Here is a 14,575-nt window from a genome sequence, read left to right on the forward strand (position 1 = left end):
ATAGTTAGTCATTCACTGTCGAAGACAGAACGCAAAGGGAGACTTGCAATGGCTCTATATGATCCAAGTCTTGAGAGAGACAACTGTGGGTTTGGCCTGATCGCGCACATGGAAGGTCAGGCAAGTCACAAACTGGTTCGTACCGCAATTTCAGCACTGGACCGTATGACACATCGTGGCGGTATCGCTGCCGACGGAAAAACGGGGGATGGCTGTGGTTTACTTCTGCAAAAGCCAGATTCTTATCTCAGACACATTGCACAAGAGCAAAACTGGAAGCTGAGTAAACAATATGCCGTCGGGATGATTTTCCTGAGCCGCGATCCGGTCAAAGCCCAATCAGCCTGTGACATTATCAATCAAGAGCTTGCCCAAGAAACACTTTCGGTAAGCGGATGGCGTCATGTGCCAACCAACCCGGATGTACTCGGGCCTATCGCAGCCCAGTCATTACCGGACATTCAGCAAGTCTTTATTTCTGCGCCAGCCGGATGGGGACAGCAGGATATTGAACGACGCCTGTATATCGCCCGACGTCGTATCGAGAAAAAAATTACCGATGATGCTGATTTCTACATCTGCTCACTGTCTACTCAGGTCATCGTCTATAAAGGGCTGTGTATGCCCGCAGACTTACCCCGCTTCTATCTGGATTTAGCCGATCTGCGCATGGAGTCTGCCATTTGTTTATTCCACCAACGCTTCTCGACCAATACGCAACCCCGATGGCCGCTGGCTCAGCCTTTCCGCTATCTGGCCCATAATGGTGAAATCAATACCATTGAAGGAAACCGTCAGTGGGCGAGAGCGAGAGCGTATAAATTCGCTTCGCCTTTATTACCGGACCTCCAGTCAGCGGCTCCGTTTGTCAACGAAACCGGCTCGGACTCGTCAAGTCTGGATAATATGTTGGATCTGTTCCTCGCAGGCGGGATGGATCTGTTCAGGGCGATGCGGATGCTGGTGCCGCCGGCATGGCAAAACCATCCGGATATGGATCCGGAGTTGCGCGCGTTCTACGATTTTAACTCCAAACACATGGAACCATGGGATGGGCCTGCGGGGATAGTTCTGTCTGACGGACGTCACGCAGCCTGTAACCTTGATCGCAATGGACTGCGACCAGCCCGTTATGTCATCACCAAAGATAAACTCATTACGCTGGCCTCTGAAGTCGGTATCTGGGATTACGCTCCGGATGAGGTCGCGACCAAAGGCCGGGTTGGCCCCGGTGAATTGCTGGTGATTGATACCAAGACCGGCAAACTGTGGCAATCATCAGAGATCGATAACGAGCTGAAGAGTCGTCACCCCTATCAGGAATGGATGAAGCATAACGTCTATCGCCTCAAGCCATTTGCAGAACTGGGCGACGATCAAATTGGGCAACGTGATTTTGATAACACCCAATTGAAGATCTATCAGAAACAGTTTGCCATGACCAATGAAGAGATGGATCAGGTACTGCGGGTGTTAGGCGACATGGGACAGGAAGCCGTCGGCTCAATGGGTGACGACACCCCAATGGCCGTGCTTTCTTCTAAAGAGCGTCTGATCAGTGACTACTTCCGGCAAAAATTTGCGCAGGTCACCAACCCACCGATCGATCCATTACGTGAAAAACATGTGATGTCGCTGGCAACCAGTATCGGTCAGGAGATGAATGTCTTCTGCGAAACGGATGGCCATGCTCACCGTGTGACCTTTGATTCACCGGTGCTGCTTTATTCCGACATGCAGCAGATCTTAAGTCTGGATGACAAACACTATAAAAACACCATCTTAGACATCAATTACGATCCACAGGAAAAAGATCTCAAACAAGCGATTCTCGACCTGTGTGACGCTGCCGAACAGGCAGTACGTGACGGCACGGTTCTGATCATTTTATCGGATCGCGCTATCACCAAACAGAAACTACCGATCCCTGCCGCAATGGTTGTCGGAGCTGTTCAGACTCGTCTGGTTAATACGCAATTGCGTTGTGATGCCAACATTATTGTCGAAACGGCAACCGCCCGGGATCCACACCAGTTTGCGGTTCTGCTTGGCTTTGGTGCGACAGCGATTTACCCCTACCTCGCTTACGAAGCGCTCAGCAAAATGCTGGATGAAGGGGTGCTCGACAAAAGTTACCGGGAAGTCATGCAAAACTACCGTTACGGGATCGATAAAGGCCTGTACAAAATCATGTCGAAAATGGGGATCTCAACCGTTGCTTCTTATCGCTGTTCCCAGCTTTTCGAAGCGGTCGGACTCCACCGGGAGCTGGTTGATCTCTGCTTCCGCGGCGTAGCGACCCGGATTCAGGGCGCTAACTTCGAGGACTTCCAACAGGATCTGTTTAACCTGTCACGCAAAGCATGGGCGAAACGCAAATCCATTGACCATGGCGGATTGCTGAAATTTGTCCACGGCGGTGAATACCACGCGTATAACCCGGACGTAGTCAATCATCTGCAAGCTGCGGTTCGCTCCGGTGATACGCAGGACTACCAACAATTTGCCGCCCAAGTCAATCAACGCCCTGTGGCGATGTTGCGTGACTTGATGACACTGAAGAAATCAGATACACCACTGCCACTGGAGAAAATTGAACCGGTGACCGGCCTGTTTAAGCGGTTCGATTCAGCGGCGATGTCAATCGGCGCTCTCAGTCCGGAAGCACACGAAGCGCTGGCAACGGCGATGAACCGTTTAGGCGGCTATTCCAACTCCGGAGAAGGCGGTGAAGATCCGCGCCGTTTCGGCACTGAACGTAACTCACGTATCAAGCAGGTCGCATCCGGTCGTTTTGGGGTGACTCCTCATTATCTGACCAATGCCGATGTATTGCAGATCAAAGTCGCGCAAGGTGCGAAACCCGGTGAAGGCGGTCAGTTGCCCGGCCATAAAGTCACGGCCGAAATTGCCCGACTGCGTCATTCCGTCCAAGGGGTGACCCTGATTTCGCCACCACCGCACCACGACATTTACTCGATTGAAGATTTAGCACAATTGATCTTCGATCTGAAGCAAGTCAACCCCAACGCACTGGTTTCGGTCAAACTAGTTTCCGAACCGGGAGTCGGCACCATTGCAACGGGTGTTGCCAAAGCTTATGCCGACTTGATTACGATCTCCGGTTATGACGGCGGGACGGCAGCAAGCCCGATTACTTCGGTCAAATATGCCGGTAGCCCGTGGGAGCTGGGTCTGGCAGAAACCCAACAAGCACTCGTCGCCAATGGTCTGCGGCATAAAATCCGTCTTCAGGTCGATGGCGGTCTGAAAACCGGGTTGGATGTGATTAAAGGAGCAATTCTGGGCGCGGAAAGCTTTGGATTCGGCACAGCCCCAATGATTGCCATGGGATGTAAATTCCTGAGAATCTGTCACCTGAATAACTGTGCTACGGGTGTGGCGACTCAAGATGAAACCCTGCGTCGGGACTATTTCAAAGGATTACCGGAGATGGTCATCAACTACTTCACCGGATTGGCCAATGAAGTCCGCGGCTATCTGGCTGAATTAGGCGTTGAGAAATTAACCGATCTGATCGGACGTACCGACTTGCTGGAAGTGGTTGCAGGCATGACGGCCAAACAGACCAAACTGGATCTGTCAGGCATTTTGGAGTCACCGGTTTCCCCGGCGGGTCATCCACTCTTCTGCACGGAACCCAATAAGCCATTTGATAAGGCGGCTCTCAACCAGAAAATTGTTGAAGATGCACTCAGTGCAATCGAGAACCAGCAATCTTTGAATCTGTACTACGACATCATCAACACCGATCGCTCCATCGGGGCACGGTTATCCGGAGAAATTGCCAAACGCTACGGCAACCAAGGACTGGCTGCATCGCCCATCCGTATCTACTTCGAAGGGACTGCCGGGCAGTCATTCGGCGTCTGGAATGCCGGCGGTTTGGAGCTTCATCTGACCGGTGATGCAAACGACTATGTCGGTAAAGGTATGGCTGGCGGCAAAATTGTCATCAAGCCCCATTTGGGAACGGCTTTCAAATGTAATGAAGCCACCATCATCGGTAATACCTGTTTATACGGTGCAACGGGCGGAAAACTGTTCGCTGCCGGCAAAGCGGGAGAACGTTTCGGAGTACGTAACTCCGGGACCATTGCGGTGATTGAAGGGGCTGGTGATAACGCCTGTGAATACATGACTGGCGGTGTTGTGGCAATACTGGGGGCAACCGGAGTCAACTTCGGTGCCGGGATGACCGGTGGATTTGCCTATGTACTCGATGAGAACGATGACTTCCAAGGCCGTGTGAATAATGAATCCGTTGAGACGATTTCGCTGCAAGATCTCTACATTCATCAGGAACATTTACGTGGTTTAATTGCAGAGCATCTGGAGCAAACCGGCTCCGTTCACGCTGAATCGATCTTAGCTAATTTCGATGCGTGGATTCCGAAGTTCTATCTCATTAAACCACAAGCGGCTGATCTGCAAACACTGCTCGGGCATCAAAGCCGCAGTGCAGCAGAGCTTCGCGTTCAAGCACAATAATTGGAAGGAGCCAGATTATAATGAGCCAGAACGTTTATCAGTTCATTGATGTCAATCGTGTCGATCCGGCCAAAAAGCCGCTGAATATACGCAAAATCGAATTTGTTGAAATTTATGAACCCTTTACCCGTCAACAGGCAACCGCTCAGGCAGATCGCTGTCTCGACTGCGGCAACCCCTATTGTGAATGGAAATGTCCGGTCCATAACTACATCCCGCAATGGCTGAAACTGGCCAATGAAGGCCGAATTATCGAAGCGGCGGAACTCTCTCATCAAACCAACAGTCTGCCGGAAGTGTGTGGCCGGGTTTGCCCGCAAGACCGTCTGTGTGAAGGGTCTTGTACACTGAATGACGATTTCGGTGCAGTCACCATCGGGAATATTGAAAAATATATTAACGATAAAGCCTTTGAAATGGGCTGGAAACCCGACCTGTCTCAAGTCGAGTGGACAGACAAAAAAGTCGCAGTTATCGGTGCCGGCCCCGCAGGTTTGGCGGCCGCTGATGTGTTGGTCAGAAACGGGGTCAAAGCAGTGGTCTTTGATCGCTATCCCGAAATCGGCGGGCTGCTCACTTTCGGAATCCCTTCGTTCAAGCTGGAAAAAGAAGTGATGCAAAACCGACGACGCATTTTTACCGAAATGGGCGTTGAATTCCGATTGAACACCGAAGTCGGAAAAGATGTCGAGCTACAATCACTGATCGATGAATATGACGCTGTATTTCTTGGCGTCGGCACATATAAAAACATGCGTGCCGGGCTGGAAAATGAAGATGCCACCGGGGTGTATGATGCACTGCCGTTTTTGGTGTCCAATACCTATCGAGTGATGGCGTTGGAAGATTCACAACCCTTCATTGATATGGCCGGAAAAAACGTGGTCGTGTTAGGCGGAGGAGATACAGCAATGGACTGTGTCCGCACTTCAATCCGCCAACAAGCATCACATGTTATCTGTGCCTATCGACGCGATGAAGAGAACATGCCGGGCTCACGCCGAGAAGTCAAAAACGCCAGAGAAGAAGGTGTAGAGTTCATGTTTAACCTGCAACCGCTCGGTATTGAAGTGGATGACCGTGGTCAGGTCACCGGTGTGAAAGTAGTCAAAACCGCACTGGGTGAACCGGATGAAGCCGGTCGGCGTCGCCCGGAGCCGGTCCCGGGCAGTGAACATGTGCTTGCTGCCGATGCCGTCATTATGGCATTTGGCTTCCAGCCTCATGCCATGCCATGGCTGGAACCCTTTGGGGTCGAGCTGGATCAATGGGGGCGTCTCAAAGCACCGGATGACGGTCAGTACCCTTATCAGACCACCAACGCAAAAATCTTCGCCGGTGGCGATGCGGTACGCGGTTCCGATCTGGTTGTCACCGCCATTGACGAAGGCCGCAAAGCTGCCGGTGGCATTCTGGATTATTTGGACGTTTAAATAACCGAGCACATTGCGGGCCATTCAAACTGTGTGTTTTTCACCGGCAATCATCTCCCAGTACCTCGGTGCTGGGATTTTTTTGCGCCGGATTCCGCTGCGGATAACTAGTTGAATCCCAAAAAATCATGCTAAACTCAGCGCTAATCTGAATAAAGAAAAAGAGACTTGATATGAAAATTGGCATCATTGGCGCAATGGAGCAAGAAGTTGCGATTCTCAAATCGTCAATCCAGAATCTGCAACAAGAAAAAAAAGGTGGATGCACCTATTATTCTGGTCAAATCAACGGTTTGGATGTAGTACTTCTCCAATCAGGTATCGGTAAAGTTGCCGCGGCAGTCGGCACGGCCTTGCTGTTAGAACTCTACAAACCGGATGTCGTCATCAATACGGGTTCGGCCGGTGGTTTTGATCCATCACTAACGATGGGTGACGTTGTCATTTCAACTGAAGTCAGACACCACGATGCCGATGTGACTGCGTTTGGTTATGAAATCGGTCAAATGGCAGGCCAGCCCGCAGCTTTCCAGGCCGATGAAAAATTAATTCAACTGGCAGAAGATGCGCTCTCACAATTGGCAGACAAACATGCGGTACACGGTCTGATTTGTACCGGCGATACTTTTGTCTGTCAGCCGGAACGACAAGCATTGATCCGCCAAAACTTCCCACAAGCAATTGCCGTCGAGATGGAAGCCTCAGCAATTGCGCAGACTTGCCATCAGTTCAACACGCCGTTTGTGGTTGTCCGGGCAATTTCTGACGTAGCAGATAAAGAATCACCGATGTCGTTTGATGAGTTCTTACCCCTTGCTGCTGCGAGTTCTTCGGAGATGGTTCTGAAGATGCTAGAACGTCTTCGTCAGGCATAATCTGACCGTTTCCGACGCTCATGAATCATGTTCAAGAAATCCTGCAAACACACAGTGCGCTCTTCATCATGTGGGGAGCGCTGCTGATTCACCTTGTGCTGCCTTTGCCAAGAGCAGCTCACCCAGCCCTGTTGTGGCATAAGTTTGCAGAGATTCTGGCTGAGAAGGTGAATACGCAGGGAAGCTATGCACAGCGAACCCTGTCCGGCACATTAGCCACATTGATGATGCTGATTCCGGCACTGATGGTTTTGGTCGCACTGGAACCGCTGGTCTGGCAACCTGAACTCTATCACCTGTTATTATTAATTCTGGCCCTCGACTGGCGAGGATTAACCTCGTTGAGTAAACCATTGTTTCAGGCACTGGCGGTAGAAGATAAACCCCAAGCCCGCCAGCTACTCGCAGAGCGACTCAATCGTCAGACGGATACCCTGTCCGTGGTTGGTTTGGGTAAGGCGAGTGCTGAGTTACTGATTGTCGGTCAAGCCCGTCAGGTCATTACTATCCTGTTCTGGTATGGCTTACTGGGTGGCATCGGTGCCTTCATGTACCGTCTGATTGTTGAGCTAAGCCGGGTTTGGTCACCGTCTGTTCCAGACAACTATCCTTTTGGTCTGGCAGCGAGTCGCCTCAACGCCGGGTGTGAATGGATTCCGGCCCGACTCTTTGCGCTGTTACTGATGGCCGGGCAAAGCCTGTCATCAATCTGGCCCCAAACTCGCCAGCAAAGTTGTTCCTGGCCATCCCGAACCGTCGGCTGGCTCCTGTGTTCGGTCGGTCATAAACTCAATCTTTCGCTCGGTGGGCCGGCAATTTATGCGGGGAAAAAAAGTGTCCGGGCCAAACTCGGTGGCAGGGTGATTCCCTCGGCCTTACATCTGTTCCAGATTCAGCGGCTGCTCAATCAACGCACTTATGTTTGGATCGGTGTCGAAAGTCTGCTGATCTTCATCGCTGCACAACTGTTCTAAATCATAAATAGCCCGGATCATAAACGACTCATGCGTAAGCTGTCTCAATCACAAGGTTACCAAATGTTGATTCACCGACTTCATTTATTCGCATTGCTGCTTTTTATCCCGAGTTTCACAACAGCAGCGACCTCGGTTCAACGCATTATTACGCTGGCGCCTCACGCAACAGAACTCGCCTATGCTGCCGGTCTCGGCAATAAAATCATTGCCGTGAGTGATTACAGCGACTATCCGCCCGAAGTAAAAAACTTACCCAAAGTTGCCAACTATAAAGGGATTAAGATTGAAAAAATTCTCAGCCTCAAACCGGATTTGGTGATCATTTGGCCGGATGGCAATCCGCCCCGGGAATTACAGAAACTGAAACAGATGGGAGTTCGAACCTATCCCTCTCAAATTCATCGCTTAGCCGATATTGCCGATAACATCGAGGCGCTCAGCCAATATGCCGATGATCCTCAGATTGGCCGTAAAAATGCGCAACAATTTCGCCAGCAGTTGGCAGCCCTAAAACAGCGTTATCAACATGCCCGGAAGGTTCGTTTCTTCTACCAGCTCAGCGAGAAACCTATCATCACCATCGCTCAAAATCGCTGGCCCAGTGAAGTGTTTGAGTTTTGTGGCGGAGAAAATGTGTTTAGAAATAGCCCGGCACCCTACCCGCAAGTAAGCCGGGAGCAGGTATTACTGGCCCAGCCTGACGTCATTTTTAATTCCCGCCATGCGGTTGAGAATCTGCATATGTGGACAGACTGGCCTCGCATTCCAGCCGTTCGCTTGCATCAGGTCTGGACGCTCAATTCAGACTGGCTCAATCGTCCTACCCCCAGAACCATTCGAGCGATTGAAGAAATCTGTGATTACCTTGATGAGGCCCGAAAAAATAGCCAGACTTTATCAACTGAAAAGTCTGGCTATAAAACTATCGATTAACTCGGTTTTCCCGTACAATGCGCCCTGTTTTTCTCTATACCTAAAAATAATCGCTCTGTGCTCAAATAATTCTGTACTCAAATAATATTGTGGAACCCCTCAACGTATGTTTCTCTATCTGATTGATTTATTCGGAACAATTGTATTTGCCATTTCTGGTGTACTGTTAGCCGGCCGTTTGAAAATGGATCCATTCGGTGTCGTCGTCCTTGCCAGCGTGACCGCAATTGGCGGCGGGACCATGCGCGATATTGCTTTGGGAGCCACCCCGGTATTTTGGATTACCGATACCACCTATCTTTGGGTCATTCTTGCCACCAGCTTCCTGACAATGCTCATCGTCCGTCGTCCCAAACGCCTGTCGTGGTGGGTTCTGCCGGTCTGTGACGCTATCGGGTTGTCTGTCTTTGTTGGCATTGGCGTCGATAAATCACTGCTTTATCAGGACTCGTCGCTGATCGCCATTATTATGGGCGTTCTAACCGGATGTGGCGGCGGTATCATTCGCGATATTCTCGCCCGAGAAATACCGATGGTGCTGCGCAGCGAAGTGTATGCAACCGCCTGCATCATCGGTGGAATCTTCCATACCACGGCACTACAAATGGGCTACGACCACAAGACGGCATTCTTATCCGGGTTCCTCTCGACCCTAATCATTCGTCTTGGTGCAATTCGTTGGCATTTATCACTCCCGGTTTTTGCCATTAATCGCTAGTATCCTTGCCTCTGCCTGCCTCTGGACACATTTTTTTCCTCTCAAGCATTCCTTTATCGCAATCAGAGACAGCTTTCGCTAAAGTAAGCGAAAGCTCTCTTTGATTGATTCGGAAACCCATGTTGCTTGAAGGTATTGAAACGCTCTTGATTCTCAGCAAAGAAAAGACCATGAGTCGGACAGGAAGCGTGCTTTATATCAGTCAATCTGCCGTCAGCAAACGCATCGCCAATTTAGAAAATCGGCTGGGGAAAAAACTGGTTGTGCCCGACGGACGGCACATCAAACTCACGGCTGATGCTCGGGCACTGATTGAGCGAGTCGGTCCGAGCTTTCATGAACTGAGCGGATTAATATTCGAACATCAGGCTCTGGAAGATCACACCCTGATCCGCTTTGATTGTTCAGAAACACTGGTGGCAGGTTTACTCAGCCATGTGATGGGAGAATATTTCAGCCATGATCCCAGAATTACTATCACCACCAATCACACGCCCAGAATCGTTGAACATGTCCGGTCAGGCAAAGCCACTCTCGGGCTGTGTGCCGGTTATCTGCCCGGTAATCATGGCCTGCAAACCTTTCATCTCTACAATGAACCGGTTTTTATTGTCAGTCAGACGCCGTTACAGCAACTTCCGCCACAAATCATCACCAATGATCTGTCTAACAGCGCCAATACCTATCAGGCATCCGTGCTGGACCATCTCGCGATTACGCCCATCATGGAAATGGATTCATACACAGCTGCGGCACAACTTGCATTACAAGGCGTCGCTCCAGCTTTGATCCCACTTTCCATCGTACACACCTTGTCGATCGCTCCCCGTTACTGTTTCGGCTTTGAGGAACTTCAGCCGTTATTCCGGCCAATTCATCTCTGTTTGAGGGCAATGACTTTCCGTTCTCCGCGTATCAAATCACTGATAGCAGCCATTGTTGATGCTGTTCCCAAAGTAACTTCAGAGCCATGGATAAAGACATCAGAATAACCAGTGGCCGAATCCATTTCTGCCCCTGATTAATCACGATGCGAGCACCGACTCTCGCCCCGAGAAATTGTCCAACAGCCATCACCAATCCAAGTTTCCAGATTGGTAGTCCTGCCGCCAAGAAAAAAATCAGTGCGGCAATATTCGATGTAAAATTCAGCACTTTCGCGCGCGCTGTTGCTTCAATAATCGACAATCGACCAAGGACGACAAAACAAACGGCAAAGATTGCCCCGGTCCCCGGACCGAAGAAACCATCGTAGAATCCAATACTTGTTCCAACCAACAAAGCAAACAATCCGTCGGATAACGCCGCTTTTTTATCCGTCTCAGCCTTGGTTTGGGGAGCCAATAAAAAATACAGTGAAATCGCAATCAATAAGCCAGGAATCAGGCTGGTTAATAGATCAGCATCCAAAATCTGCACTAATTCAGCACCGATGGCTGCACCGATAAAGGTACAAACAATTGCCAGCCACATTTGCCGCAGAGAAACCAAACCATTACGGACAAAATAAAATGTAGAAGAAAAGCTACCGAATGAACTTTGCAGTTTATTAGTTGCAATCGCTTGTGCCGGTGAGATACCGGTTGCCATTAACACCGGCAGTGTAATCAAACCACCGCCACCGGCAATCGCATCAATACATCCAGCCAGTGACGCTGCCACAAAAAGCAACGCCAGTATATCGATTGAAATCTCCATATTATTCCTTAACCGATTAGATAGGGCTCAAAATTACCATTTAAAAATAAAGAGATATAGTGAAAACGCGGACAGTGTCCTATTCCATATATTCATCATTGAGTTTTATGCGCAGATAAATGTGTCGCGATCAAAAAACCCGGGAAGATCCCGGGTTTGATAATACACAACAACGGACGCGTTATTGACTAAGCATGTTGTCTGACTTGCTCATGCATTTCTTGTACAGAAATGACAGAAGCTTTCGGGTCAGCGGTATGCCCCATTGCAGTGGCAAATGCAGCGTTCAGGGTCGTTGCATAATTGACTTTCTCAGCCAACGCACCTCGGCGTAGAACTTTTGAATCTTCAATGGCCTGACGCCCGGAAGCCGTATTGATAATGTAGGTATATTCATTATTCTTGATCCGATCAAGAATATGAGGACGCCCTTCATGCACCTTGTTTACCAGACGAGGATTAATACCGGCTTCACCCAGAACTACTGCCGTGCCATGCGTTGCATCCAGTTGATAGCCTAATCGAACCAACTTTTCTGCCAAAGCAACCGCACGCTGCTTATCGCTTTCGCGAACAGAGATCAGCGCACGTCCGCCTTCAGGGTAGACACAACCACATGCCAACTCCGCTTTTGCAAACGCTTCAGCAAATGTGCGCCCGACACCCATCACTTCTCCGGTTGAACGCATCTCAGGACCAAGTAGTGGATCAACCCCCGGGAACTTATTAAATGGCAATACAACTTCTTTCACCGAGTAATACGGTGGAATGATTTCTTGAGTAAAGCCTTGTTGTTCCAGACTCTGTCCGGCCATCACCCGCGCAGCAATTTTTGCCAGCGGCGCTCCGGTTGCTTTAGAGACAAACGGTACCGTCCGCGCAGCGCGTGGGTTGACCTCAATCAGATAAACTTCGTTGTTCTTGACTGCGAACTGCGTATTCATCAATCCGCGGACACCCAGTTCAAATGCCAGTTTTTCAACCTGCTCACGCATGACATTCTGGATATCCTGACTCAGCGTATAAGCTGGCAGTGAACATGCAGAATCACCAGAGTGAACCCCAGCCTGTTCAATGTGCTCCATAATGCCACCGATGACGACACGTTCACCATCGCAAATCGCGTCAATATCGACCTCTACCGCATCATCAAGGAAATGATCCAGCAAGACCGGAGATTCATTGGAGACACTGACCGCTTCATTGAAATAACGACGTAAATCAGCTTCATCGTACACAATTTCCATCGCACGGCCACCGAGGACATAAGATGGACGCACAACCAATGGATAGCCTATTTCTTTGGCTTTATCTACGGCTTGCTCAAGTGCTGTGACGGTTGCGTTTTCCGGCTGTTTGAGACCTAAACGATCAACCGCTTGTTGGAAACGCTCGCGATCCTCGGCACGGTCAATAGCATCCGGGCTGGTTCCGATAATCGGCACACCGGCGGCTTCTAACGCACGAGCCAGTTTCAGCGGTGTCTGACCACCATACTGAACGATGACACCCGTAGGCTTCTCAACCCGGGCAATTGCTAAGACATCTTCCAGTGTCACCGGCTCAAAGTAGAGGCGATCGGAGGTATCGTAGTCTGTCGAAACCGTTTCAGGGTTACAGTTAACCATAATGGTTTCATACCCGTCTTCCCGTAATGCCAACGAGGCATGAACACAGCAGTAGTCAAACTCAATGCCTTGACCGATACGGTTCGGGCCACCACCCAGAACCATAATCTTCTTCCTGTCCGTCGGATAGGCTTCACACTCTTCATCATATGAGGAATACATATAGGCGGTTGAAGAAGCAAATTCCGCGGCACACGTATCGACACGCTTATAAACCGGATGGATGTCGAACTGATCGCGCAAGCGACGAATTTCATGTTCAGAAACACCAACCAATTTAGATAGACGTGCATCGGCGAAACCTTTGCGTTTCATGCGACGGAGCACATCTTGGGTCAATCCGGCAAAGCCATTGGTTTTAATCTCTGTTTCCAGCTGAATCAACTCTTCAATCTGAACAAGGAACCAGTGATCAATCCCTGTCAGGTTATAGATTGCGTCAACAGACATGCCGGCACGGAAAGCATCGCCGATGTACCAGATACGCTCAGCACCGGCTTCTTTCAGCTCATGACGAATCTTAGTCAGTGCTTCCGGAGAATCCAGATCAACCATTTCATCAAAGCCGTCAACACCAACTTCAAGACCACGTAGTGCTTTTTGTAGAGACTCTTGTTGGTTACGCCCAATCGCCATCACTTCACCGACCGACTTCATCTGAGTTGTGAGTTTGGTATTGGCACCGGCAAATTTTTCAAAGTTAAACCGAGGAATCTTGGTCACCACATAGTCGATCGTTGGTTCGAACGATGCCGGTGTTGCGCCCCCGGTAATATCATTGGTCAACTCGTCAAGCGTGAAACCAACCGCCAGCTTCGCTGCAATCTTAGCAATCGGGAAACCCGTCGCTTTCGATGCCAGTGCAGAAGAGCGAGAAACCCGCGGGTTCATTTCAATAATCACCATCCGGCCATCTTCCGGATTGATACCGAATTGCACATTCGATCCACCGGTTTCAACACCGATTTCACGTAATACCGCTAAAGAGGCGTTTCTCATCAGCTGGTATTCTTTATCTGTTAATGTCTGAGCCGGAGCAACCGTAATTGAATCCCCGGTGTGAATCCCCATTGGATCAAAGTTTTCAATTGAACAGACGATGATACAGTTGTCGTTCTTATCTCGAACCACTTCCATTTCATACTCTTTCCAGCCAATCAGCGACTCGTCAATCAGCAGCTCATTGGTTGGAGAAAGGTCTAATCCGCGGTGGCAGATTTCTTCAAACTCTTCTTTGTTATAAGCGATACCACCACCGGTTCCACCCATCGTAAACGACGGACGGATAATACATGGAAAGCCGACTTTCTCTAGGACTTGATAAGCTTCTTCCATGGTCTTTGCAGTATCCGCCCGGGGACATTCCAGACCAATTGATTTCATCGCAGCATCGAAACGAGAACGGTCTTCCGCTTTATCAATCGCATCGGCAGTTGCACCGATCATTTCAACACCGAACTCAGCCAGAACCCCTTGGCGATCCAGCTCAAGTGCACAGTTCAACGCTGTCTGACCACCCATCGTCGGCAGTACGGCATCAGGACGTTCTTTTTCAATAATTTTACGGACAACTTCCCACTGAATCGGCTCGATGTAAGTCGCATCTGCCATCTCAGGATCAGTCATAATCGTTGCCGGATTCGAGTTGACCAGAATAACCCGATAACCTTCTTCTCTCAGAGCCTTACATGCCTGAGCTCCGGAGTAATCAAACTCACAGGCTTGGCCGATTACAATCGGACCCGCACCTAAGATAAGAATACTTTGTATGTCACTACGTTTTGGCATCGTCTACTCGCTC

9 protein-coding genes are annotated in these 14,575 nt (G+C 49.8%); 7 read left to right on the forward strand and 2 right to left on the reverse strand.

Annotation, left to right across the window (positions count from 1 at the left end; genetic code table 11):
• The first annotated feature begins 48 nt into the window (after positions 1-48).
• The 7 genes from gltB (at position 49) to VRK_RS11515 (ending at position 10,440) form a co-directional block, all read left to right on the forward strand.
• A complete protein-coding gene (gltB, locus tag VRK_RS11485) occupies positions 49-4,512 on the forward strand; it encodes a glutamate synthase large subunit (protein ID WP_059121498.1) in 4,464 nt (1,487 codons plus the stop codon).
• 20 nt (positions 4,513-4,532) lie between these two features.
• On the forward strand, positions 4,533-5,945 hold the full coding sequence (locus VRK_RS11490; protein ID WP_059121499.1) for an FAD-dependent oxidoreductase: 1,413 nt from the start codon (positions 4,533-4,535) through the stop codon (positions 5,943-5,945).
• A 173-nt stretch (positions 5,946-6,118) separates the two neighbouring features.
• Positions 6,119-6,820, forward strand: coding sequence for a 5'-methylthioadenosine/S-adenosylhomocysteine nucleosidase (mtnN, locus tag VRK_RS11495; RefSeq protein WP_059121500.1), 702 nt, complete (start codon positions 6,119-6,121; stop codon positions 6,818-6,820).
• 20 nt (positions 6,821-6,840) lie between these two features.
• Positions 6,841-7,794, forward strand: a complete 954-nt coding sequence (locus tag VRK_RS11500) for a cobalamin biosynthesis family protein (RefSeq protein ID WP_059121501.1) — start codon at positions 6,841-6,843, stop codon at positions 7,792-7,794.
• Positions 7,795-7,857: 63 nt separating this feature from the next.
• On the forward strand, positions 7,858-8,730 hold the full coding sequence (gene btuF / locus VRK_RS11505; RefSeq protein ID WP_059122747.1) for a vitamin B12 ABC transporter substrate-binding protein BtuF: 873 nt from the start codon (positions 7,858-7,860) through the stop codon (positions 8,728-8,730).
• Positions 8,731-8,836: 106 nt separating this feature from the next.
• A complete protein-coding gene (locus tag VRK_RS11510) occupies positions 8,837-9,448 on the forward strand; it encodes a TRIC cation channel family protein (protein ID WP_059121502.1) in 612 nt (203 codons plus the stop codon).
• A gap of 119 nt (positions 9,449-9,567) precedes the next feature.
• A complete protein-coding gene (locus VRK_RS11515; RefSeq protein WP_059121503.1) occupies positions 9,568-10,440 on the forward strand; it encodes a LysR family transcriptional regulator in 873 nt (290 codons plus the stop codon).
• Here the strand turns inward: VRK_RS11515 and VRK_RS11520 are convergent.
• Together VRK_RS11520 and carB are read right to left on the reverse strand one after the other, a co-directional pair.
• Positions 10,364-11,146: a TSUP family transporter gene (locus tag VRK_RS11520; protein ID WP_059121504.1), complete on the reverse strand. Its 783-nt coding sequence runs from the start codon at positions 11,144-11,146 to the stop codon at positions 10,364-10,366. The genes VRK_RS11515 and VRK_RS11520 overlap by 77 nt on opposite strands.
• 188 nt (positions 11,147-11,334) lie before the next feature.
• Positions 11,335-14,562 (reverse strand): carbamoyl-phosphate synthase large subunit, encoded by a 3,228-nt coding sequence (gene carB / locus VRK_RS11525; protein ID WP_059121505.1) that lies wholly within the window; start codon positions 14,560-14,562, stop codon positions 11,335-11,337.
• Positions 14,563-14,575: the final 13 nt, after the last annotated feature.

Origin of the sequence: Vibrio sp. MEBiC08052 (assembly GCF_001506075.1) — a bacterium.
Classification (GTDB): Bacteria; Pseudomonadota; Gammaproteobacteria; order Enterobacterales; family Vibrionaceae; genus Vibrio.